The following is a 21,232-nucleotide window of genomic DNA, read 5'->3' as shown; positions in this document are numbered from 1 at the left end:
CCTCAGGATTATAAGCCTGCGCTATACTGGGACCCATGGAAAACTTGCATATCGTCTGCCCCCACTGCGACGCGGTCAACCGCGTGCCTTCGGTACGCCTGGAAGAAGAGGCTACCTGCGGCAAATGCCAGCGGCCCTTGTTTACTGGCCATCCGGTGGACCTGTCGACGGAGCGTTTCCTCAAGCATATCGAGCGCAACGATATTCCTGTGCTGGTCGATTTCTGGGCGCCGTGGTGTGGCCCGTGCCGCACGATGGCGCCTTTCTACGAGCAGGCGGCCCAGCACCTCGAACCCTATTTCCGTGTGGTGAAGGTTAATACCGAGGCGGAACAGCAACTGGCGGCGCGCTATGTCATCCGCAGTATTCCTACGCTGGCGGTGTTCAAGGGTGGCCGCGAACTGGCGCGCCAGGCCGGCGCAATGGACAGCAAGAGCATCATCGCCTGGGTGCAGCAGCACTTGCGTTAGAAATGCGCCAGCCAGTTCCTGATTCCGTCCAATGAGCGGAAGTCGGCCACCGAGCGGCAGGCAATGCCAGGGTGGCGTGCCAACAACATCTTCGATAGAGCACTTCCTGGCCCCAGTTCCAGCGCTGCGGTGATTCCCCGCTCGGCGCAGGCATCCATGCAATCTGCCCACAAGATTGCTTCTGCCAACTGACGGGAGAGATGGCCAATTGCCGTCGCCTTGTCGCGTACGGGCGCGGCGTCGATGCCGCCCAGTACCGGCGCCTGCAGCGTACCGAATGCTTCCTGGGAGAGCAGGCTTGCGAAGGGTTCGACTGCGGCCCGCAAGTAGGGTGTGTGCGAAGCGACTGCGACCGGCAACTGTGCGATGCGCGCGCCGGGAATCGCCAGGGATGCAGCATTCGCGGCGGGACCGCCGGCGATGCAGCTGTCTTCCCCTGTTTCTATCGCGATGTGGAAGCCGTGAGCTGCAAGCTGGGGCCGCAGCGCTGCTGTCCGGCGTCCGCTGATCGCGAGCATGGCTTGCGGGCTGTCGCCTGCGACGCAGGCGTCCATCAGTGCGGCGCGCTGTGCTGCGAGGGCCAGGGTGCGTTCCGGCGTGAATGCGCCTGCCACGCTGTATGCTGTCAGTTCGCCGATGCTGTAGCCGGCCACCAGCGCCGGCTGCGGGCAATCGCGGCGCAATGCCTCCCACATGGCAAGGCTGCTGGCAACGATGGCTGGCTGGGCGTTGTGGTTGCTGAACATCGCTGCGGGGTCGCTCAAGCCGGGCAGCATTGGCGCCAGTTGTGATAGCAGGGCCGCGCCGTGCGGGTCGCTACGGGCCAGGTCGTACATGGCGGCATGCTGGCCGCCCTGGCCGGGGCACAGGATCAGCAAGCGGCTATTCATGGCGGTGGCAGGGTTGTCAGGCTGTGCACCAGGCAGCATGCGGCCAGCAGGTCGGCGGCGCCGCCCGGCGACAGGCGCTGGGCGATGAAGCGCCGGTGGCAATCCAGCGCATGCTCTTGCCATTGCCGGTTTGCGGTGCCTCCCTGTCGCAGAAAGTCGCGGGCGGCATGGCGCACCGTGCCGGCGCCTTCGGCCCCGCCGCGGTGGTAGATGTTGGTGTCGCTGATATGCGCCATCAGGGCGAAGATGGCGTCGACGCGGGCGTGCAGCATGGGCGCGCCACGCGCCAGCGTGTCTTGCAGCGCGGGCAGGCCGACTTCGAATACCGAGGGCAGGCCGAGCGCGCCTTCTTCGCGGGCGCCGCTGGCGGCATGCCGGGCGGCGGCTTGCTGGCCATGCGAGTCACCGCTGGCATGCGTATGGGCAGCCAGCTCTTCGCCCCAGTGCAGCAGCAGGGCGGTACGCAAGGCGGCTGGCGTCAAGGTCATGCGCAACGCGCGGACGCGGCCCATTGCGGCGCACAGCAAGCCGAGGGCGAAGATGGCGCCGCGGTGGGTGTTGATGCCTTGGGTCGCGGCCATCATGCGCTGTTCGGCGGCGATGCCGAGTCTTTTGAGTTCCGCAAAGGGGACGCCGTCGTAGCCCGCCCTGCAGATGCGGGCGAAGTAGTGGCGCAGCGAGAACAGGCTGCGCATGAAGGTGTCCGCATCCATGTCGGCATGGCTGCCGTTGTCGACGAAGGAGACCAGGCCGGGCTTGGGGTAAAGGGCCAGTTCGTGGTACAGGCTGCGCACTGCGCGCAGGGCGACTTCGCGGGAGAGCGCTTGCGCTGGATGCCGGTGTGCGGTAGGGCCGGCGCTGCGCCTGAGCGCAGCCGCCATTGCGCGGGCGGCCTCCGTCGTGCGGATGGCGGAGGTGGTCATGCAGGCTCCAGTTCTGCGCGCAGCTCGGTCCGCGTGCCGAGCTTGACGCTGACATGCGACTTGACCAGCACGCGTTCGGTGTGGGCGTGGGCGTTGAGCCATTCTTTCCAGGCCACGGCCTGGCCGCTGGGGAAGATGATTTCGCCGTCCAGCGGCAGTTCATCGAGGAAGCCGGCAAGCAGCAGGGTGCCTGCGTCCAGTTCGAGGCTGTCCCGGGGGCGGAACAGCAGGTCGATGTCGGAGGCGTCACGCAGGTAGGCCTGGCCCGTGAGCGCTTGCAGGGCGAGCGAGCCGAATACCCGGACGTCAAGGCCTGCACTGGCCGTGGCCAGGCGGGCGAACGGCGCTCGCCAGCCTGCGGGCAGGGCATGGACCACGGCGTCCAGCGCCATTGGTGCGCTGTGGCGGGCGATGTGCCGGGCCGGGACGCGTAATGGCAAGCGCAGTTTTGCTGCGCTGACCGGGTCGGGCGGGGCCGCCAGGCCAAGGCAGATCTCGCCGGCAGGCTCGCCCGCGTGCCCGCTGGCGCTTGCTGGCGCTTGCGCTGCGTCGTCCCGGCGGCGCACGACCAGCGGCCAGTCGCAAGCGGCCCAGCGGGCAATCGCTGCGTGGGCGGGCGTGCCCTGTGTTGCCGTGGCCAGCACATCCTGCCAGCCGTCGCGCGTCAGCCACGCCAGGTCATGCCGCGCGTGCATTGCTGCCGCCGATGATGGCTTCGATGACCGGTTGCGCTGCCTTGCGGCCGCCCCGCAGCAGGCCGAGGGCGCTGCGCTGGTCTTCGCGCGGCGCATTGTCGATGGCGTGCGCGAGGTGGGCGGCAAGGTCGCCCTCCCAGATTGCCTGCAAGCCACCCATGCGCAAGTAGTTCTCCGGCCCCGGCGCGAACACGGGATTGCTGCGCGCCAGCTCCACCAGTTTTTCTTCCGGTACCTTGGTGATGCGCGCCATTGCAGGCAAGCCCATGACGCGGATCGTGGCATCGGGCAGGGCGTAGCAGGCATCTGCCATCAAGCCGCTGGTGATGAAGCCGCCGGACAATGCCTGGTCGTACACCAGTCCGACGATGCGGTGTCCCATGTGGCGTGCGAGGTCGATGCACTTTCCCAGGTGGGCCATGTAGCTGTTAATGCCCAGCATCTCGTCGCGATGGCGCAGGCGCTGTCCCTGCGTGTCGACCAGCAGCACGATAGGGCGGCCGGGGTGGCTGCGCACCGTCGCCAGCACGGCTTTGGCCTGTGCCAGGGCGATTTCCACGCCGATCGGCGCATGTCCGGTGGTGCCGATTACGCTGACGTCCTGGCCCTCCACGCGTGCGCTGCCGTTCAGGAATTGCTCATGTTCGACGATGTCATGCCCGCCGGGGAACAGGGCGTCGGCCAATATTTTCCAGTCCATGGTCATGCTCCCAGTCGGCAAGGCCCCGCGGCGGCGGTGAAGGAATCGATATCGAGCATCGGAATGTCGTGGGGCGCGGCGACGCCCAGCGCGGCCCAGACTTCAGCCGGGTCGCGCAGGCCGCCAAAGCGCTCGATGCGCTGCTCCAGCATGGCCTGTTCCGCTTCCAGGGCGGCCAATGTCAGTTCGACCGTGCCGCTGCTCGCTTCCTCGATGGCGTCCAGCGCAGCTTGGCGGAATGCGGAAATGCTGTCTTTCACGATGCGTTGCACATCACCCATCAGGTAGCGGTGTTTGCCGCCCGTGGTGCGCCACACGAGGGCGCGGTCGCGCGAATCGAATTCCTCGACGCCGCTGGCGGTTTCAATCACCTCCGGGCCCGACATGGCCAGCCGGCCCTCCTCGGATATCACCAGCGAGTTGGCGCATCGCGCCACGATGCCCATGCCGCCGAAGGCGCCGTTGGAGCCGCCGATCAGCACCACCACCGGAACGCCGGCTGCACGTACATCCAGCACGGCGCGCATCACCTCCGACACTGCAATCAGGCCGGCGTTGGCTTCGTGCAGGCGCACCCCGCCAGTTTCCAGCAACAGCAGCACGGCGGCAGGACGGTCAAGCGCGGCGCGCCGCAGCAGACCAACCAGCTTGGCGCCATGGACTTCGCCCACCGCGCCGCCCATGAAGCCTCCCTCCTGCGCGGCGGCAAAGACGGTCAGTCCGTCGAGGGTGGCGCGGCCGACAACCACGCCGTCGTCGAACGCCACCGGTGCATTCAGTTGCGCCAGGTGCGGGCTGACGACGCGCTGCGCAGGACCGATGAATTCCTCAAAGCTGTCGAACAGCGCCAGGCGCTCGCGCGCATTGGCCTCCAGGTAGCTGCTCATTGGCCTTCTCCCAGCATGGATTCCACTGCCTGGTCCAGCCGCAGGCTGACCACGGCCGGTGTCGCGCCCATATCGTTGATGGCAATGCGCGTGTCGGCCAGCTGCCAGCGTTCCTGGAAGTCGGTGATCACGGCTTGCCAGATCGGGCCGAAGCCGACGGCGGCGGTCTGGATGCCTACTTCGCAGGCACCGCCCAGCGGCGTGCTCTCGATCAGCACTTCCAGGTTGCCGGAGCTGACCACGCCGACAATGCGCGGTTCGGCCGACAGCGAGCGGCGGCCTTGTTCGAATCGGTAATTGAGTGTTTCCATCTTGGCTCCTACCAGTTGCGGAAGCGCTTGGGCGGGTCATACAGGCCGCCCGACGCTCGCACGAGGTCTTTCATGTTCTTTGCCGCCAGCAGGTCGCGCGTGGCATGGCGCTTGTCGATGCCCAGGTCTTCGGCACGCGTGATGATGCCGCGCTCGCGCAAGTTTTCCACCATGCGCTTGTCGCGTTGCAGCCCGACCGGTGTGTAGCCAGCGACGCCGCGGATTGCCTGCTCGCGCTCTTCCGCATTGCGGCACAATAGCAGGTTGGCAATGCCCTCCTCGGTCAGGATGTGGGTCACGTCGTCGCCGTAGATCATCACCGGCGGAATCGCCATCTTGGCCTGTTCGCCGAGTTCCAATGCGTCCAACCGTTCGACAAAGGCCGGCTGCATGTGTTCGCGGAAGGTCTCGACCATCTGCACCACCAGTTTCTGGCCGCGCGGGATGGCGCCGCTGCCCTGGCGCGCCTGTTCGCCGGCCTTGAGCCATGCCGGACTGGCGTGGCGCCGGCCCCGCGCATCCGCGCCCATATTGGGCGCGCCGCCAAAGCCGGAGATTCGGCCCAGCGTCGCGGTGGAGGAATTGCCGGCCAGGTCGATCTGCAGGGTCGAACCGATGAACATGTCGCAGGCGTAGTGGCCGGCGGCCTGGCAGTAGGCGCGGTTGCTGCGCATCGAGCCGTCCGAACCGACCGCGAAGACGTCCGGCCGGGCGCGGATATAGTTTTCCATGCCCAGTTCGGAGCCGAAGGAATGGATCGACTCCACGAAGCCCGCTTCGATTGCTGGAATGAGGGCGGGATGCGGGTTGAGCGCCCAGTTGGTGGCGATCTTGCCGCGCAAGCCGAGCGAGGCGCCGTAGGTCGGCAGCAGCAGTTCGATGGCCGCGGTATCGAAGCCGATGCCGTGGTTCAGGCGCTGTACCTGGTATTCGGCGTAGATGCCCTTGATCGCCATCATGGCCATCAGGACCTGGATTTCCGAGATCTGGGCCGGGTCGCGCGTGAACAGCGGCTCGATGTAGTAGGGCGTCGGCGACTGCACGACGAAGTCGACCCAGTCGCCTGGCACGTCGATGCGCGGCAGGTCGTCCACGATGCGGTTCACCTGCACGATCACGATGCCGTTCTTGAAGGCGGTGGCCTCGACGATGGGCGGCGTGTCTTCCGTATTCGGCCCTGTGTAGAGGTTGCCGTGGCGGTCAGCCGCTTCAGCAGCGACCAGGGCCACGCGCGGCGGCAGGTCGATGAAGTAGCGGCTGAACAGCTCCAGGTAGGTGTGGATGGCGCCGATATTCAGCTTGCCGGCCGCCGCCAGCTTTGCCACGCGGGCGGCCTGGGGGCCGGAGAAGGAGAAGTCTAGCTTCGAGGCAACGCCGCGCTCGAACACGTCCAGGTGTTCAGGCAGGGCCAGCACCGATTGCAGCATGTGCAGGCCGCGCACGCGCTGCGGATCGAGACCGGCCAACGCCTGCGCCAGGAAATCGGCCTGCTTCTGGTTATTGCCTTCGATGCAGACGCGGTCGCCGTTCTCCAGTACCGCATGCAGCAGGTCGCTGATGCGGGCTGCCGGCAGCGCCTTGCCTGCCAGTTCGCCGCCGAGCACGTTGCGGGCGCGCGCCAGGCGCTCGTTGCGATTGCGTTGAAGGCTGTCCCACACGCGGATTGGTGCATTCATTTACCTGGCTCCCATGATCATGTCCGGCAGGCCGGTAGCGATGCCGGGGAAGATACACAGCAGGATCACCGCGGCCACCATCAGCAGCAGGAAAGGCGTCACACCCCAGATCACGTCGCGCAGTGGAATATCAGGTGCGATGTTCTTGATGACGAAGATGTTCAGGCCTACCGGCGGGTGGATCAGGCCCATTTCCATCACTACCGTCATCACGATGCCGAACCACACCAGGTCGAAGCCTGCTTCGCGCAGCGGCGGCAGGATGATCGGCGCCGTCATCAGGATGATCGAGACCGGCGGCAGGAAGAAGCCCAGTACCACCACCAGCACCAGGATGGTTGCCAGCAGCACCCATTTGGACAGGTGCATGCCGACCACCCAGCTCGCAGCCGCCTGGCTGATATGCAGGTAGCTCATGACGTAGGAATACAGCAGCGACATGCCGATGATCAGCAGCAGCATGGTCGATTCCTTGATGGTGGAGGACAGGATCGGCGACATGTCCTTGGGGCGCCATGCGCCATACACCACGGCGATCAGCACCAGCGCGAGCAGGGCGCCCAGGCCCGCCGTTTCGGAAGGCGTGGCAAAGCCGCCGTACAGCGCAACCATCACGCCGATCAACAGGATGATAAAGGGCAGCACGCGCGGCAGCATTTCCACTTTTTCGCGCAGCGTGAAATGTTCGTCTTCCAGGTAGGCCGACTTGACGCCGCCTTTCTGGTAAGCCGCCAGCGCCAGTTTGTATTCGGTGCGGGCACGGTAGACGGCATAACCGGCAAACAGCAGCACCAGGAGCACGCCGGGACCGATGCCAGCGAGGAACAGGCGGCCCAGCGACTGCTCCGCCGCCACGGCGTACAGGATCATGGTGATCGATGGCGGGAGCAGGATGCCGAGCGTACCGCCGGCCGCGATGATGCCGGCAGCGAAACCGGGCGAGTAGCCGCGCTTGCGCATTTCAGGAATGCCGGCCGAGCCGATCGCCGAGCAGGTGGCCGGCGAGGAGCCGGCCATGGCGGCAAACAGTGCGCAGGCAAACACGTTGGCGATACCCAGGCCTCCAGGCACCTTGTGCAGCCAGGTGTGAATGGCTGAATACAGGTCCTTGCCGGCCGGCGACTTGCCGATCGCTGCGCCCTTCAGGATGAACAGCGGGATCGACAACAGGGTAATGGAAGCCATTTCCTCGTACACGTTCTGGGTCACCGTGTCGAGCGAACTGGCGGGCATGAAGAAATACATGAAGGTGGTCGCCACGATGCCCAGCGCGTACGCGATCGGCATGCCGGAGAACATGACCACCAGGGTGACGATGCCGTACAGGGCGCCCAAAGTCAGCTCGCTCATTTTGCGGCTCCTTTTTCAGTGATACGAGCCAGCACTTGCAGCAGGATCTGCAGGGTCAGCAAGGTCATGCCGGCCGCCATCATGGAATAGGGAATCCAGAGCGGCGGCGCAAAGGTGGAAGTGGTGGTCTGGCCGTCGACCCAGGCCTCGTGCCACAGCGTCCACGATTTCCAGGAGAAGAAGGCGCAGAATACGAAGGAAAGCAGGTCGACGACGAACAGGCGCACCGCATTGGCCTTGGGCGGCAGGATCGCAGCCAGCGCCTCGATGCCAATATGGCCGCGGAAGCTTTGCACATATGCGCAGCAGAAGAAGGTGACGCCAACCAGCATGAAGATCGACGCTTCGTCCTGCCAGTCGGTCGGCGCGTGGAAGAAGTAGCGCGACACCACGGAATAGGTGAGGATCAGGGCGGTGGTCACCATGGCCACCATGGACAACACGAGGAGGCCCTGGTTCACTTTCGCCAGCAGCATGCCGACCGTCGAAAGACCGGGCGTTTGCGGCAAGGCCGCCTCCTTGGGCGGGTTGAGTTCGAATCCGTGGCTCACAGCGTTTTCTCCGCGAGGGCCAGCAGTTTCGCGCAGTTGTCGTTGCGTTCGCCGTAGTCCTTCCACGCCGTGGTGCGGGCGATGGCTTGCCATTTCTTGACGGAGGCTGCGTTCAGGTCGACCACCTTGGCGCCGGCCTTCTGGTAGACGGCTGCCACTTGCGTGTCGTCGGCCTGGGCCGCGGTCTTGGCGAAGGCTTCCAGTTCGGCGCCAACGGCCATGATGGCGGCTTGCTGGTCTTTCGGCAGGCGTTCATAGGCGGCGCGCGACATCATCAAGGGCTCGAACATGAACCAGTAAGCGGTGCCGCGCCCGGTGGTCAGCGCTTTCGATACTTCTTCGAGGCGGAAGGAAATCAGGGAAGTGGAGGAGGTCAAGGCCGCATCCATCGCGCCGGTCTGCATGGCGGCGTAGATTTCGTTGGATGGCAGCGACACCACGGCGGCGCCGGCGGCTTTCAGGATCAGGTCCATTTCGCGCGAGCCGCCGCGGATCTTCATGCCCTTGGCATCTTCGGGATCGATCACCGGCTTGACGCGCGAAGCGACGCCGCCTGCCTGCCAGATCCAGCTCACCAGCACCACGCCTTTTTCCCACAGCAGCTGGGTCAGCGCCTTGCCGATCGCCTGGTTTTTCCAGCCGTAGCCTTGTTCATACGACGTGACCAGGCCGGGCATCAGGCCGATATTCACTTCCGGGACTTCGCCGCCTGCGTAGGACAATGGCACCAGCGACAGGTCCAGCGCGCCCTTGCGCATGGCGGAGAACTGGGCGTTGGTCTTCATCAGCGAAGACCCTGGATAGATCGCGAACTTCAGGGCTCCCTTGGTGCGCTTTTCGACTTCCGCCGCGAACATGCGGGTCAGGCGGTCGCGGAAGTCGCCTTCGGCCAGGGTGCCGCCGGGGAACTGGTGCGAAATCTTCAGCGAGCCTGTCTGGGCCCCGGCGGTTTGCAGCCACAGCGGGCTGGTGGCGAGTGCGGCAAGAACGGACCTGCGGGTCATCTGGGACATGTCATCCTCCAAGGGGTTAGGTATGCAGCTTTGTTTTTTATGTATACAAGAATATCTTCGCCGAATACATTGTCAAGTGAAATATGCGTCTTATAATGGAGTCTCATATACATACTGAACTTTTAGTTCCATGACGAAACATTCTTCCACCCTGCGGGAAACCATCGAGGAAATGATTGCGATGGGCGAGCTGCAGCCAGGGCAGCACCTGGACGAAACGGAACTGGCGACCCGCTTCGGCGTGTCGCGCACGCCAATCCGCGAAACGCTGATCCAACTCGAATCGATGGGCCTTGTGGTGATCCGGCCACGGCGCGGTGCAATCGTGGCCGAACTGGGGCCGCAGCAACTGGTTGAAATGTTCGAAGTGATGTCCGAGCTTGAAGCGACCTGCGGCCGCCTGGCTGCGCGCCGCATGACGCCGGAAGAGCAGCAGGTCCTGCTCGCGGCCCACGAGGCATGCAAGGCCGCGGTGGAAGCGCAGGAGCCGGACGAGTACTACTACCGCAACGAGGCCTTCCACGAGGCGATCTATGCCGGCGCCCACAACAGCTTCCTGTTCGAGCAGACGCGCAGCCTGTACCGGCGCCTGCGGCCATACCGCCGCCTGCAGCTCCGCGTGCGCAACCGCATCGGCCATTCGTATTCCGAGCACGAAGGCGTGGTGCAGGCCATCCTTGCGGGCGACGGCGACAAGGCGGCCGAGCTGCTGCGCGGGCACGTGATGATCCAGGGCCAGCGCTTTTCCGACCTGATGGCATCGCTGCCGCAACTGACCAAATCCGCGGCCTGATAATAAATAAAGAATTTCGTTTACTTATTGTCGAGCGCCGCGTATATTGGAGGCATGAACAATATCCTCCTCATCGCGGCGACCTGCCTGCTTGGCTTGCTGTCCACTACGGGCGCATCACTGCCATATCCTATCCTGCCGCCGCTGTTCGCGGCAGAAGCCCACAATAGCCTGAACAACTTCCTCGGCCTGCCGCCCAAGCTGCTGTTCGGCATCGCGCTGACGGTGAACCCGATCGGCCTGGTGATCGGCTCGGCGCTGCTCGGGCCTTTGTCCGACCGTTATGGGCGCCGCCCGATCCTGCTGGCCACTGCCCTCGGCGCAGCGGCGGGCCACGCGCTGACCGGTCTCGCGCTGGTGACGCAGTCCTTCCCGCTGTTCATCCTGGCGCGCTTCGGCACCGGCCTGCTGGAAGGGAACGGCGCGGTGGCGCGCGCCCTGGTGGCGGAAAAGCTGGAGGGCCCGCAGCGCATGCGCGCGTTGTCGCTGGTGAATGGTTCGCTGCACCTGGGCTGGCTGGTAGGCCCGGTGCTGGCCGGTTTCACGCTGGGTTTCGGCATTACGGTGCCGTTCTGGGTTGCCGTGGCAGCGCTGATGCTGGCTGCGGCGCTCGTGGCGATGACGGTGCCGCGCGCCGCCAAAGCGCCTTCCGATGGCGTCTCCTGGTGGCAGGTGGCGCGCTCGCATCACGCCATGCACCTGTTGCGCGTCCCTGAACTGCGCACGCTGTTCATCGTGCAGTTGGCGCTGACCTGCGGCATCACCGGATTCTATGAATACTACCCACTGTGGCTGGTGGAGCAAGGCGGCTACGATGCACGCGGCATTGCGACCATCAATATGGCGATGTGCGCGATCATGACGCTGGCCGCTATCATCGCTGGCCGGCCGAGCAGCATGGCACCGCTGCACCGGGCGAGCTGGCTGGCTTTCGGCCTCGCTGCTTCAGTGGCTGGTGTTGCGCTTGGCAACCTGTGGATCGGCATGGTGGCGATCTGCCTGTTCGGGCTGCCCAACGCTTTCTATAACGCGACAGTGCAATCCTGGGCGGCGGACCGCTTCGCGGCACACGGACAGGGCTCCGTCATGGGCCTGCTTTCGATGACGTTCTGCTTCGCGAATATCTTGATGGCGGCGATCGGCTCCGTGCTGACGCTGGTCGATACCCGCCTGATCCTGTTGCTCGGCGCCGTGCTGGCGGCGTGGGCAGGCTGGCGCCTGCGCGGTTGGCGTGGAGAGTTGGCGGCGGCGCCTGTGCAGCGCGGGCTGGCTGGCACTGAAGGAGCCGGCGCATGAATACCGCCGACCAGATCCTTTTCCTGCTGAAGACGCGCGGCCCGCGCACGGCGCAGCAACTGGCCGAGTTGCTCGACCTGACTTCGATGGGCACGCGCCGCCACCTGGAGGCGGCGGAGGTACGTGGTTTCGTGACGTTTGAAGATGTGGCGGAAAAAGTCGGCCGCCCGTCGCGCCGCTGGCTGTTGACCGACGCCGGCCACGCGCGCTTTCCCGACCGTCACGCCGACCTGACGCTGCAGCTGATCACGCAAGTGCGAGCCCTGTTCGGGGAAGATGGCATGGATAAGCTGATCACCGCCCGCGAACAGGCCAGCGAGGCTTTCTACCGCGAAGCGATCGGCGACGGCACGGCATTGCCGGAACGCGTGCAAGCCCTGGCGCTGGCGCGCGACGTGGAGGGCTATATGGCCGAAGTCGAGCAGCAAGGCGACGGATCGCTACTGCTGGTTGAAAACCATTGCCCGATTTGCGCCGCCGCCCGCGAATGCCAGAACTTCTGCCGCTCGGAACTCGACGTTTTCCAGCGCGTGCTGGGCCCGGGCTGCAAGGTGCAGCGCGAAGAGCACATCCTGGCGGGGGAGCGCCGTTGCGCCTACCGCATCAAGCCAGTGTGACAGCATTTTCGGCGCTGGTGTAGAGTAGGGGTAAACCCAACGGAGGCGCCCATGGATGACGCGATCAGGCGGCAGTTTGTCTCAGAGGTGTGGAAGCGATTTGTCGAGGTGCAGAATTGGGCCATTGCCAACTGGCCCGACAGCGAGCATCCGCTCAGCACTTCCGATTTTGTCGAGGGCCGCAAGGAAATCCTCGGCCTTGGCTTGCCGCCCAACCTCAGGCCGGGACACGAGAAACCGCAGGCCGCTCCCGAGCCTGAGCAAGGCGGCCCGCAATATCAGGAAGTGACGCCGGCGCCCTGGCCCTGATGCTGCCCATGCGTGGCGCCGAGGTAGGTGGCGTAGCTCACCACCAGGCAGGCCACCAGGCCGAGCGCCAAGTGCAGCGCACTGTCGAACAGCAGCGGCGCCACCAATCCGGACACCAGCGCGAACAGCATCATCTGCAGGAAAGACTGCATTGACGCTGCGAGCCCGCTGTTTTGCGGGAACAGGTTCATGCCGGCCAGCGTCAGCGGCGGCATCGCCAGCGCGAGCGAGAACGAGAACAGGAACAGCGGTAGTACGGCCCACGGCACGGTCGCGGCAAAGAACCAGTTGTAGCCCACGTTGAGCGCAGCGGCAATGGCCATCAGCACAAAGCTCAGGCGAATCAGCTTCGCCGGAGGCATGCGGTGCGCCAGCTTGCCGCTCATCGTTGCCCCCAGCACATGGCCACTGATCAGGGGGATGAACAGCCAGGCAAATGCAGTTTCCGGCAGCTTCAGGATATGCATGATGAAATAGGCGGCGGAGCCGATATACAGGGCAAAACCGCCAAAGGCCGCGCCGAGCGACACCGACAGCAGGAGGAACTGGCGGTGCTTCAGCACCATCCAGTAATTGCGTGCGATGGCGCCCAGGTGCAGCGGGTGGCGCTTTTCCTGCGGCAGGCTCTCCGGCAGCCAGCGCCAGACGGCAACCCACATCAAGACGCCGAAGGCGGCAAGGAACCAGAAGATCGAACGCCAGCCGAAGGAAACCTGGAGCCAGCCGCCCAGCACGGGAGCGATTGCTGGCGCCAGGCCGAACACCATCATGATGTTGCCGAGGATTTTCTGAGCTTCCATGCCCTCGAAACGGTCTTGCACGATGGCGCGGCCGATCACGGAGCCGGCGCCCGAGGCCAGCCCTTGCAGGATGCGGGCGCCAAGCAGGAAGCCGAAGGAGCCGGCCAGGGCGCCGCCCAGCGAGGCCAGGACGTACAGGACCAGCGACCACAGGATGACCGGGCGGCGGCCGAAGCTGTCCGACAGGGTGCCGTAGAACAGCATCATGAAGGCGAAGGTGAACAGGAACAGGCTCAGGGTCTGCTGGATCGCCATCGGGCTGGCGTTGAAGGTCTCAGCGATGGCCGGGAACGAGGGTAAATAGGTGTCGATCGCCAGCGGGCCGACCATGGTCAGGCCGGCCAGCAGCAGGGTAAGCAGGATATTCTTCATGTGATGCCCGAGAGTGAGCGCGCTATTTTAAGGGAATCCCGGAGTCTGTGCTTATGACTGGAAAGCATAAGCTTGTGCGAACAGCTTCTTTCGCTTTTTAATGTAAATTCGATATTCTTGTGCCTTATGGCTATCGACTCTTATGGCGCTTCAAGCGGCGCAGCGCGTTGGGACCTCGACGAGGTGGTACACCAGTTGCGCGTATCGCGCGAAGCGACCCACAATATCCGCCACCAGCGCCGCGTGCGCGAACTGCCTTCGCGCGCGGAGCTAGTGCAAATCCTCGAGGGCTTGTCGGCGGCCTTGTTCCCGACACATTACGGACGCCCGAACCTGACCGACGAAAGCATCGACTACTTCGTCGGCGATACCCTGAACACGACGCTGGACCGCTTGCACGAACAGGTGCGGCGCGGGCTTCAATTCGGCGCAGAAGTGGCGGAGACCGAGGAAGACCAGGCGCGCGCAGCCCTTGGCATCACGCGCGCCTTCGCCGCCTCGCTGCCGCAGATCCGCGCCCTGGTCGTCTCTGATGTGCAGGCTGCCTATGCCGGGGACCCGGCCGCGACCTCGATTGCGGAAATCCTCCTGTGCTATCCAGGCATGGTGGCCATCCTGCACTATCGGCTGGCGCATAGCCTGCACAAGCTCGGCGCGCCTTTCATCGCGCGCATCGTCAGCGACATCGCCCATTCGCGCACCGGAATCGATATCCACCCGGCGGCACGGATCGGCGCCAGCTTCTTCATCGACCACGGCACGGGTGTGGTGATCGGCGAAACCACCATCATTGGCGAGCGCGTGCGCTTGTACCAGCACGTCACGCTGGGCGCCAAGCGCTTCCCGGCCGACGAATCCGGGCAGTTGATCAAAGGGACGCCGCGCCATCCAATCGTGGAAGATGATGTGGTGATCTATGCCGGCGCCACCGTGCTGGGACGGATCACCATCGGTGCCGGCTCCACTGTGGGCGGCAATGTCTGGCTGACCCAGAGCGTGCCGCCGAACAGCAATGTGTCGCAGGCGCAGATGCGCAGCGATTGTGAGGGGGATACCTCGAAAGGGTGATTGTTCTTCGCTCCAGACTGGTGCCTACTATCGAAAAAGTCGATCAGTAGCGCGCACATTATGCGTTTTACACTGATCGGTTGTCGTCGCATAATGGGCCGTCATTCCCAACCTGGAGTTCTTACAATGAAAAAACTGATCGCCTTCGCCCTCGCCGCCGGCTTCTCCTTCGCCGCATCCGCCGCACCTGAAACCTACAGCATCGATCCAATGCATTCCTTCTCCCGCTTCGAGTACAGCCACTTCGGCTATTCGACCCAGGTGAACAAATTCAATAGCACGACCGGCAAGATCCAGATCGACCGCGCCGCCAGGACCGGCTCGGTGGAAGTGACCATCGACCCGAAGTCGGTCAATACCGGCTCCGACCTGTTTAACGGACACCTGCAAGGCCCCGACTTCCTCGATTCCGCCAAGTACCCGGCCATCACCTACAAGTCGACCAAGTTCCTGTTCAACGGCGACAAGGTGGTGGGCGTGGAAGGCAACCTGACCATCAAGGGCGTGACCAAGCCGGTGAACCTGGAAGTGACCTCCTTCCAGTGCATGCCGCACCCGATGCTGAAGAAAGACGCTTGCGGCGCCAATGCGATCGCCAAGATCAAGCGTTCCGATTTCGGCGCCGGCAAATACGCCCCGCACGTCAGCGACGAGCTGACCCTCGGCTTCTCGATCGAATCGATCAAGGAATAAGTCCATGAACAGACCGTTGCTGGCCGCAGCCTTGCTGGCTGCCGGTCTGTCGCAGGCCTATGCGACAGACATGATCATCACGAACGGCAAAGTCGCCACGATGGCGCGTGAAGGCAGCTTCGCGCAGGCAGTAGCCATCAAGGGCGGCGTGATTACTGCGGTGGGCAGCAATGCCCAGGTGCTCAAGCTGAAGAAGCCTGGCACGCAAGTAATCGATGCCGGCGGCCGCACGGTCATTCCCGGTTTGAACGACTCCCACCTGCACATCATCCGCCAAGGCCTGAACTACAACGCCGAGCTGCGCTGGGACGGCGTGACTTCGCTGAAGCGCGCCATGCAGATGCTGCGCGAGCAGGCCGCCCGCACGCCGGACGGAGCATGGATCAAGGTGGTGGGCGGTTTCAACGAGTTCCAGTTTGAAGAAAAGCGCCTGCCGACGCTGGAAGAACTGAATGAGGCGGTGCCGGACAAGCCGGTATTCATCCTCTACCTGTACGGCCTTGGCTTCGTGAACAAGAAGGGCATTGAAGTCCTGGGCTACGACAAGGACACCAAATACAAGGACGGCGTGGTGGAGCTGGGCACAGACGGCAAGCCGACGGGCCTGCTGGTCGCCAAGCCGAACGCGATGGTGCTGTACTCCACGCTGGGTAAGACCGGCGCGCTGCCGCGCGATCAGCAGCTGAATTCCACCATCCAGTACTACCGCGAAATGAACCGCCTCGGCGTGACCAGCGCGATCGACGCTGGCGGCGGCGGGCAGGCTTATCCAGACGACTACGCGGTCAGCCTGGAACTGGCCAAGGGCGGCAAGCTGGCCGTGCGCACTTCCTACTATCTGTTCGCGCAAAAGCCGGGCAAGGAACTGGAAGACTACCAGCGCTGGCTCACGATGACCAAGCCTGACCGCAACGACCATATGTTCTACGCCAACGGCTACAACACCGAAGGGGCAGGGGAGAACCTGGTGTGGAGCGCAGCCGATTTCGAAAACTTCCTCGAGCCGCGCCCGGAAATGCCGGGCCATATGGAAAGCGAACTGGAACCGGTGCTGCGCCTACTGGTGAAAAACCGCTGGCCGTTCCGCATCCACGCCACATACGGCGAATCGATCGAGCGCGACCTGGCGGTGATCGAAAAGGTCAACCGCGAAATGCCGTTCAACGGCTTGCGCTGGTTCTTCGACCACGCCGAGACCATCACCGATGATCAACTGGCGCGTGTGAAGAAGCTTGGCGGCGGCGTGGCTGTGCAAGACCGCATGTACTTCCAGGGCGAGCATTACGCCAAGCGCTATGGCGCGCAGGAGCGCCAGATGCCGCCGATCCGCAAGATGCTGGAGATGAAGATCCCGGTCGGCCTAGGCACGGACGGTACCCGCGTATCGAGCTATGGCCCGTGGCCGTCGATTTACTGGGCGGTGACCGGCAAGACCGCGGGCGGCATGCCGATGTGGCAGGCCAGGGACCGCCTGAGCCGCTACGAAGCACTGAAGCTGATGACCCAGGGCAGCGCCTGGTTCAGCGGGGAAGAAAAGCTGAAGGGCCAGATCGCCAAAGGCCAGTACGCCGACCTGGTGATCCTGCCGAAGGACTATTTCAGCATCCCTGAAGCCGAGATCAAGACGCTGGAAAGCGCGCTGACCGTGGTGAACGGCCGCATCGTCCACGCCGGCGCCGACTTCGGCCAATACGCCCCCGAGTTGCCGCCCGTGCAGCCCGAATGGAGTCCAGTCAAATACTACGGCGGCTACCAGAACCACTAGTACTGACCAGCCCGTGTCACACCCTGGGGTCTGGCCCCAGGGTGTGACACGGGCTCAGCTGTAGGTGTTGCGGGTGGGCCATTGACTTATTGGCGGCATGGTCAATACTTCCTTGACCGCCCACCCCGCCCGAAGGTGTTCCTATGGATCTGCTGCAATACCTGCCACGCGTCGATCTGGCGCGCAGTGAAATCGTCGACCGTGGCATCGAGGTGCAAGCGAGCTTCAGCACCGTGTGCGCAGTGGAGTATATGAAATCCCATAACATCGCTCCCCACATCATCCGCCGTGTCTTGCTGCAACCGGCCCAGCGGCGCTCGGCAGCCCGGGTTATGCACAAGAATTAACGAAAAGTAACGCGCGACTTTAATTAGTTAAAGAACGCATGTGAGAATTGGTGAGATTTTAAGTCCTTGATTTTTAAGGTGCTTTTTTCTGCACATTGAACAGGCAGTTTGTTGAAAATGGCGTCGTTGAGGGCTGTTTGCCTTGTCAAGACCCCTTTATCAACAAAGATATCCACAAACAATGTGGATAATTGGAAAAGCCCTTTTCAATCCGCGACTTACCGCGTTTTACCGGGAATTCGGCGGTAGATGGCGCTAAAATAACTACTGTACGTGCATACAGTGCTTAATTCAGGATGCGTCCCGAAGCCTTGAAACTGCCCGGCTCGGCGCCCGGCTGGACCTGGATATCCACAGTGGAGGCCGGCTGGCCGATGACCAGGTGCCCCGACCATGCTTCGCCGTTCTGCAGGCCCTGCAAGATCGCCGCAAATTGCTCGCGGTGCTGGTTGTATTTTGCTAGTTGCGACTGCAGGACTTGCAGGTCCGCATAGTTGCGCAGCGAGGAAATCACGGTGGTGAACAGCTTGCGCGTCGTGAGGTCGGTCTTGCACCAGAAATCGTTGATGTCGTAATCGAGGATGATGCTGTGTTCGAGCGCCTGGCCGGGCTGGCCGGTGCGCAGCACAATGCGCACCAGTTCATTCTTAAGCTCGGAGCGGATCTGGTTGGCCACGCGCAGGCCGGCATCGCTGGTTTCCATGATCACGTCCAGCAGCACCAGCGCCACGTCGGGGTTGTTGCGCAGGGTGGTCAGGGCTTCTTCGCCGGAATAGGCGTGCAGGAAGCTGAGGCGGCGTCCCATGAAGCATGCATTGCTGAGTGAAAACTTGGTGACGACGTGGACGTCGACGTCGTCGTCGACGATCAGTACCCGCCATGGAGCGGGATTGGCGCCTGGAGCCTGCTCGGCGGAACTGGCTTGCGCCTCGTCGTCGATCATCCATCCTTCGCTTGAATCGTCGTCAGGAACTTTCACGTCCATGCATTTTCCTTTGTCGGTTGTGGACACACTATTCCGCGCCAGAACTTTTGTCAAAATATTTTCCGAAGGCTCAGTGAGTTGCAAAATGGCACGCACTCTACCGTGCTAAGTCATTGATTCTATTCAGACTAATCGATTGCCAAAGAATTGGGCAATTTGTTGAAAGCCGCGCCGTTAAAGGCGGAACGGGCTGTCAAGACCCGCTTCTCCACACGTTTATCCACAGCAGAAGTGGATAACTGGAATTTCGTCTTTAAAAACTTCGCATTACGGCAATTTTATCATCCGGACTATGAAGCCGCTGCCTTGAGACGGTTCAATTCGTCGAGAAATCGCTCGCAGGCCAGCCCGGGCGGCCAGGGTTCCCAGGCCGGTTCGCCATACAAGGCCTGCAATGGATCTTCATGCAGGGGCACGGCGTGGATCTTCAAAGTGCGGCGCACCTCTTCATTGCTCCAGCCCACCACGTGCACCGCTTCGCTGGCCGCTGCCAGCCGGTCGGCGCGCTTGTGGACCTGGTATTCCTTCGGCGTCCAGGCAGGCAAGCCATAGCGCAGGAATACCGCTTGTTCCAGCCGCTGGCTCAATTCGCGGAAGCTGTCGCCGAGGAAGGGTTTGAGCACGGAGATGCAATCGAACCCCAGCAAGCCTTCTTCGGCGTCGTGCAGCAGCTCGCGTAGCGAGCGCAGCGGGTCGAGCGGGGCGGGCGACCACAGGCGGCGCAATTGCAGCACCGTGATCGAATGCTGGGCGACGGAGAGGGGCAAGGGCCAGGCCGAGTGGCCGCCCCAGCGATAGGTGCGTGCCAGGCCCAGTGCGAGGTCGGCGTCATCCCAATCGAAGGGCGTGGGGTCCAGCAAGTCCAGCCGGCGGCCGGATGGCATGCGCACCCAGGCGCGTTGAGTCGTCATGCCGCTATCGTATCGTCGCGACGCAGGTCGGTGCAAGCTTGCAGGATAAGTGTTTCAAGTTCGGGCAACAGTGCGGCGGCCGACTGCAGGTCGCCGGCGGCGCTGGCCTTTTCCATTTGATGGCACAGGGTATGCAGTTCGGGGGCGCTCAGGTAGCCGCAGCTGCCTTTCAGAGCGTGGAAGGCGCTGGTGGCGCCTTCGCCATCGCCGTTCTGCAGGGCCAGGCGGCCTTCGTCCATGCGGCGTGGCGCTTCCTCAAGGAAGGCCTGGGCGATGCGCTGCTGGTGGCGTGTTGTCATGCCGCTGAGGGGCAGGATATGGATCGCCGGGCTGGCCGGCTCCACGCCGAACATGTCGTCCAGTTCCGCCAGCGTGGGCGCGGTGCGCGGCAGGCTGCGGCCGCGATTGAGCAATTGCGTGATGGTCTTTTCAAGCTGGTCGAACAGCAGGCGTTCATCCACCGGCTTGCTGAGGAAAGCGTCCATGCCGGCCGACAGGTAGCGTGCACGATCGAGTTCGTTGGCGTTGGCGGTAAGGGCGATGATCGGTATCAGCGGATCGCGCGACGGGTAATCCTGGCTGCCGCCCCGGCGCACCAGGCGGGCCGCCTGCTCGCCATCCATTTGCGGCATGCGGCCATCCATCAGCACCACGTCGAAATCGCGTTCGTGCAGCGCGCGCAGCGCTTCCAGGCCGTTTTCCACGACGGTCGCTTCATGGCCCATGCCTTCCAGCAGGGTGCTGATGATGATCTGGTTGGTGCGCACGTCTTCGGCGCACAGCACGCGCAAGCGGTAGGCGTGGCGCAGGTTGGCCGGGATCTTGACCGGGTCCTGCTCCAGCGGCCCGCCCAGTGCCAGCGGCAGCGAGAAGCGCAGCGTGGTGCCCTTGCCGAGGCGGGTATCGGCTTCGATCTGGCCGCCCATCAGGCCGACCAGCTCCTTGCAGATGGCCAGGCCAAGGCCGGGACCGTCGGCCTGGCGGGTGGAAGAGAGGTCGGCGGGCTCGAATTTGCGGAACAGGCGCGGCAGCATTTCCAGTGGAATGCCCGGGCCCGTGTCGCTGATGCTGAAGCTGACACGGGCCAGCCCGTCAGCCGTTTCGCCGGAAGCGCGCAGCCGCACTTCGCCGCGTTCGGTGAACTTGATGGCATTGCCCAGCAGGTTGAGCAGGATCTGGCGGATGCGGTTGGGGTCGCCCTGCACATGGCGCGGCAGGCCCGGCGCCAGTTCGCAGCGCAGCAGCAGGGCCTTGGCGTCGGCCTGCGGGCGCAGGATGGTGATGGCTTCGTCAATGATGTCGATCAGGTCCAGGTCCTGGGTGTTGATCGACAGGCGGCCGGCGTCGATGCGGGAGAAATCGAGCAGGTCGTTCAGGATCGCCAGCAGGGCTTCGCTGTTTTTCAGGCCGATGCGCAGGTATTCCCCGGTACGGTCGGCGATGGTGCGGTCGCGCAGGGCAAATTTCAGCATGCCGATCACGCCGGCCAGCGGGGTGCGGATGTCGTGGCTCATGGCCGCCAGGAAGTCGATGCGGTGGCGGCCCAGCTTTTCATTTTGAATCTGCGTTTGCCTCAGCGCGGCCTCCCGCGCCTGTAATTGCTTCTTTAGGCTGCGGTTCTCCCATATCAGCAGGATAAACGCCGCCAACCCCAGGATTAATAAGAGGGGCGCAAGCAGTTCAATAAACGATGCAAACGAAGAAAACAAAATATTAATGATCTCCTCAATAGCAATTATTGTAATGGACAAATAATCATGGCGCGATACTGAATTGTTATGCCCCGCTGCACTCGTGTATGATCCCGGCT

23 protein-coding genes are annotated in these 21,232 nt (G+C 63.5%); 9 read left to right on the top strand and 14 right to left on the bottom strand.

Features of this window, described 5'->3' with window-relative positions; translation table 11 throughout:
* Positions 1-35 precede the first annotated feature (35 nt).
* Positions 36-470 (top strand): thioredoxin TrxC, encoded by a 435-nt coding sequence (gene trxC / locus ACN9MU_RS20010; protein WP_426162169.1) that lies wholly within the window; start codon positions 36-38, stop codon positions 468-470.
* Here the strand turns inward: trxC and ACN9MU_RS20005 are convergent.
* From ACN9MU_RS20005 to dctP, 10 genes are read right to left on the bottom strand one after another with little or no spacing between them, the layout of a single operon-like run.
* The gene (locus tag ACN9MU_RS20005) at positions 467-1,399 is read right to left on the bottom strand and encodes an acyltransferase domain-containing protein (RefSeq protein ID WP_426162168.1); all 933 of its coding nucleotides are present in this window, start codon (positions 1,397-1,399) and stop codon (positions 467-469) included. The genes trxC and ACN9MU_RS20005 overlap by 4 nt on opposite strands.
* The gene (mdcB, locus tag ACN9MU_RS20000; RefSeq protein WP_426162167.1) at positions 1,357-2,283 is read right to left on the bottom strand and encodes a triphosphoribosyl-dephospho-CoA synthase MdcB; all 927 of its coding nucleotides are present in this window, start codon (positions 2,281-2,283) and stop codon (positions 1,357-1,359) included. Before mdcB ends, ACN9MU_RS20005 begins: the two co-directional genes overlap by 43 nt.
* Positions 2,280-2,978 (bottom strand): malonate decarboxylase holo-[acyl-carrier-protein] synthase, encoded by a 699-nt coding sequence (mdcG, locus tag ACN9MU_RS19995; protein WP_426343343.1) that lies wholly within the window; start codon positions 2,976-2,978, stop codon positions 2,280-2,282. Before mdcG ends, mdcB begins: the two co-directional genes overlap by 4 nt.
* The gene (gene mdcE, locus ACN9MU_RS19990; protein ID WP_426343342.1) at positions 2,962-3,678 is read right to left on the bottom strand and encodes a biotin-independent malonate decarboxylase subunit gamma; all 717 of its coding nucleotides are present in this window, start codon (positions 3,676-3,678) and stop codon (positions 2,962-2,964) included. Before mdcE ends, mdcG begins: the two co-directional genes overlap by 17 nt.
* Before the next feature lie 2 nt (positions 3,679-3,680).
* The gene (locus tag ACN9MU_RS19985; protein WP_426343341.1) at positions 3,681-4,565 is read right to left on the bottom strand and encodes a biotin-independent malonate decarboxylase subunit beta; all 885 of its coding nucleotides are present in this window, start codon (positions 4,563-4,565) and stop codon (positions 3,681-3,683) included.
* Entirely contained in the window at positions 4,562-4,876 is a 315-nt protein-coding gene (gene mdcC / locus ACN9MU_RS19980) for a malonate decarboxylase acyl carrier protein (RefSeq protein WP_426162163.1), read from the bottom strand. The genes ACN9MU_RS19985 and mdcC overlap by 4 nt, the downstream gene beginning before the upstream one ends.
* An 8-nt stretch (positions 4,877-4,884) precedes the next feature.
* Positions 4,885-6,552 carry a malonate decarboxylase subunit alpha gene (gene mdcA / locus ACN9MU_RS19975; protein WP_426318351.1) on the bottom strand — a complete coding sequence of 556 codons (1,668 nt, stop codon included), beginning with the start codon at positions 6,550-6,552 and terminating at the stop codon, positions 4,885-4,887.
* Entirely contained in the window at positions 6,553-7,902 is a 1,350-nt protein-coding gene (locus ACN9MU_RS19970; RefSeq protein ID WP_426162161.1) for a TRAP transporter large permease, read from the bottom strand.
* Positions 7,899-8,453 (bottom strand): TRAP transporter small permease, encoded by a 555-nt coding sequence (locus ACN9MU_RS19965; protein WP_426318350.1) that lies wholly within the window; start codon positions 8,451-8,453, stop codon positions 7,899-7,901. The genes ACN9MU_RS19970 and ACN9MU_RS19965 overlap by 4 nt, the downstream gene beginning before the upstream one ends.
* A complete protein-coding gene (gene dctP, locus ACN9MU_RS19960) occupies positions 8,450-9,466 on the bottom strand; it encodes a TRAP transporter substrate-binding protein DctP (RefSeq protein ID WP_426343340.1) in 1,017 nt (338 codons plus the stop codon). Before dctP ends, ACN9MU_RS19965 begins: the two co-directional genes overlap by 4 nt.
* Positions 9,467-9,596: 130 nt before the next feature.
* On the opposite strand from dctP, the gene ACN9MU_RS19955 reads away from it, so the two are divergent.
* The 4 genes from ACN9MU_RS19955 to ACN9MU_RS19940 are packed head-to-tail and all read left to right on the top strand — an operon-like array spanning position 9,597 to position 12,481.
* The gene (locus ACN9MU_RS19955) at positions 9,597-10,259 is read left to right on the top strand and encodes a GntR family transcriptional regulator (protein WP_426162158.1); all 663 of its coding nucleotides are present in this window, start codon (positions 9,597-9,599) and stop codon (positions 10,257-10,259) included.
* A 54-nt stretch (positions 10,260-10,313) separates the two neighbouring features.
* A complete protein-coding gene (locus ACN9MU_RS19950) occupies positions 10,314-11,555 on the top strand; it encodes an MFS transporter (RefSeq protein ID WP_426343339.1) in 1,242 nt (413 codons plus the stop codon).
* Complete coding sequence (locus ACN9MU_RS19945) at positions 11,552-12,172, top strand: helix-turn-helix transcriptional regulator (RefSeq protein WP_426343338.1); 621 nt, start codon at positions 11,552-11,554, stop codon at positions 12,170-12,172. Before ACN9MU_RS19950 ends, ACN9MU_RS19945 begins: the two co-directional genes overlap by 4 nt.
* Before the next feature lie 51 nt (positions 12,173-12,223).
* Positions 12,224-12,481: a hypothetical protein gene (locus ACN9MU_RS19940; protein WP_426162155.1), complete on the top strand. Its 258-nt coding sequence runs from the start codon at positions 12,224-12,226 to the stop codon at positions 12,479-12,481.
* Here the strand turns inward: ACN9MU_RS19940 and ACN9MU_RS19935 are convergent.
* Positions 12,451-13,653: a multidrug effflux MFS transporter gene (locus ACN9MU_RS19935; RefSeq protein WP_426343337.1), complete on the bottom strand. Its 1,203-nt coding sequence runs from the start codon at positions 13,651-13,653 to the stop codon at positions 12,451-12,453. The two genes, ACN9MU_RS19940 and ACN9MU_RS19935, sit on opposite strands and share 31 nt — an antisense overlap.
* A 126-nt stretch (positions 13,654-13,779) precedes the next feature.
* Here ACN9MU_RS19935 and epsC point away from each other — a divergent pair, with 126 nt between their 5' ends.
* The 4 genes from epsC to ACN9MU_RS19915 all read left to right on the top strand — a co-directional run bounded on the left by epsC (position 13,780) and on the right by ACN9MU_RS19915 (position 17,526).
* Positions 13,780-14,721 carry a serine O-acetyltransferase EpsC gene (epsC, locus tag ACN9MU_RS19930; protein WP_426335993.1) on the top strand — a complete coding sequence of 314 codons (942 nt, stop codon included), beginning with the start codon at positions 13,780-13,782 and terminating at the stop codon, positions 14,719-14,721.
* Between the two features lie 126 nt (positions 14,722-14,847).
* Complete coding sequence (locus ACN9MU_RS19925) at positions 14,848-15,414, top strand: YceI family protein (protein WP_426335992.1); 567 nt, start codon at positions 14,848-14,850, stop codon at positions 15,412-15,414.
* Positions 15,415-15,418: 4 nt separating this feature from the next.
* Positions 15,419-17,179: an amidohydrolase gene (locus ACN9MU_RS19920; protein ID WP_426335991.1), complete on the top strand. Its 1,761-nt coding sequence runs from the start codon at positions 15,419-15,421 to the stop codon at positions 17,177-17,179.
* A 143-nt stretch (positions 17,180-17,322) separates the two neighbouring features.
* Positions 17,323-17,526, top strand: coding sequence for a hypothetical protein (locus ACN9MU_RS19915; RefSeq protein ID WP_426318344.1), 204 nt, complete (start codon positions 17,323-17,325; stop codon positions 17,524-17,526).
* Between the two features lie 286 nt (positions 17,527-17,812).
* Here the strand turns inward: ACN9MU_RS19915 and ACN9MU_RS19910 are convergent, their stop codons facing one another.
* From ACN9MU_RS19910 to ACN9MU_RS19900, 3 genes are all read right to left on the bottom strand, one after another.
* Entirely contained in the window at positions 17,813-18,511 is a 699-nt protein-coding gene (locus ACN9MU_RS19910; protein ID WP_426162147.1) for a hypothetical protein, read from the bottom strand.
* A gap of 290 nt (positions 18,512-18,801) precedes the next feature.
* The gene (locus ACN9MU_RS19905) at positions 18,802-19,422 is read right to left on the bottom strand and encodes a phosphohydrolase (protein ID WP_426343336.1); all 621 of its coding nucleotides are present in this window, start codon (positions 19,420-19,422) and stop codon (positions 18,802-18,804) included.
* Positions 19,419-21,131, bottom strand: a complete 1,713-nt coding sequence (locus ACN9MU_RS19900) for an ATP-binding protein (protein WP_426162144.1) — start codon at positions 21,129-21,131, stop codon at positions 19,419-19,421. The genes ACN9MU_RS19905 and ACN9MU_RS19900 overlap by 4 nt, the downstream gene beginning before the upstream one ends.
* Between the last annotated feature and the right edge of the window lie 101 nt (positions 21,132-21,232).

The organism is Pseudoduganella sp. R-32 (assembly GCF_049913245.1).
GTDB lineage: Bacteria > Pseudomonadota > Gammaproteobacteria > Burkholderiales > Burkholderiaceae_D > Rugamonas.
The sequence above is the reverse complement of the archived record's forward strand: the minus strand, read 5'-3'. Positions and strand labels throughout refer to the sequence as shown.

Coding starts and splice junctions, on each gene's coding strand:
- ACN9MU_RS19950 (WP_426343339.1), top strand. CDS start 10,314: ATGAACAATATCCTCCTCATCGCGGCGACCTGCCTGCTTGGCTTGCTG.
- mdcA (WP_426318351.1), bottom strand. CDS start 6,552: ATGAATGCACCAATCCGCGTGTGGGACAGCCTTCAACGCAATCGCAAC.
- dctP (WP_426343340.1), bottom strand. CDS start 9,466: ATGTCCCAGATGACCCGCAGGTCCGTTCTTGCCGCACTCGCCACCAGC.
- trxC (WP_426162169.1), top strand. CDS start 36: ATGGAAAACTTGCATATCGTCTGCCCCCACTGCGACGCGGTCAACCGC.
- ACN9MU_RS19940 (WP_426162155.1), top strand. CDS start 12,224: ATGGATGACGCGATCAGGCGGCAGTTTGTCTCAGAGGTGTGGAAGCGA.
- ACN9MU_RS19915 (WP_426318344.1), top strand. CDS start 17,323: ATGGATCTGCTGCAATACCTGCCACGCGTCGATCTGGCGCGCAGTGAA.
- ACN9MU_RS19935 (WP_426343337.1), bottom strand. CDS start 13,653: ATGAAGAATATCCTGCTTACCCTGCTGCTGGCCGGCCTGACCATGGTC.
- ACN9MU_RS20005 (WP_426162168.1), bottom strand. CDS start 1,399: ATGCTGCCTGGTGCACAGCCTGACAACCCTGCCACCGCCATGAATAGC.
- ACN9MU_RS19920 (WP_426335991.1), top strand. CDS start 15,419: ATGAACAGACCGTTGCTGGCCGCAGCCTTGCTGGCTGCCGGTCTGTCG.
- ACN9MU_RS19925 (WP_426335992.1), top strand. CDS start 14,848: ATGAAAAAACTGATCGCCTTCGCCCTCGCCGCCGGCTTCTCCTTCGCC.
- mdcE (WP_426343342.1), bottom strand. CDS start 3,678: ATGGACTGGAAAATATTGGCCGACGCCCTGTTCCCCGGCGGGCATGAC.
- ACN9MU_RS19910 (WP_426162147.1), bottom strand. CDS start 18,511: ATGGACGTGAAAGTTCCTGACGACGATTCAAGCGAAGGATGGATGATC.
- ACN9MU_RS19985 (WP_426343341.1), bottom strand. CDS start 4,565: ATGAGCAGCTACCTGGAGGCCAATGCGCGCGAGCGCCTGGCGCTGTTC.
- mdcB (WP_426162167.1), bottom strand. CDS start 2,283: ATGACCACCTCCGCCATCCGCACGACGGAGGCCGCCCGCGCAATGGCG.
- mdcC (WP_426162163.1), bottom strand. CDS start 4,876: ATGGAAACACTCAATTACCGATTCGAACAAGGCCGCCGCTCGCTGTCG.
- ACN9MU_RS19955 (WP_426162158.1), top strand. CDS start 9,597: ATGACGAAACATTCTTCCACCCTGCGGGAAACCATCGAGGAAATGATT.
- epsC (WP_426335993.1), top strand. CDS start 13,780: ATGGCTATCGACTCTTATGGCGCTTCAAGCGGCGCAGCGCGTTGGGAC.
- ACN9MU_RS19970 (WP_426162161.1), bottom strand. CDS start 7,902: ATGAGCGAGCTGACTTTGGGCGCCCTGTACGGCATCGTCACCCTGGTG.
- ACN9MU_RS19905 (WP_426343336.1), bottom strand. CDS start 19,422: ATGACGACTCAACGCGCCTGGGTGCGCATGCCATCCGGCCGCCGGCTG.
- ACN9MU_RS19945 (WP_426343338.1), top strand. CDS start 11,552: ATGAATACCGCCGACCAGATCCTTTTCCTGCTGAAGACGCGCGGCCCG.
- mdcG (WP_426343343.1), bottom strand. CDS start 2,978: ATGCACGCGCGGCATGACCTGGCGTGGCTGACGCGCGACGGCTGGCAG.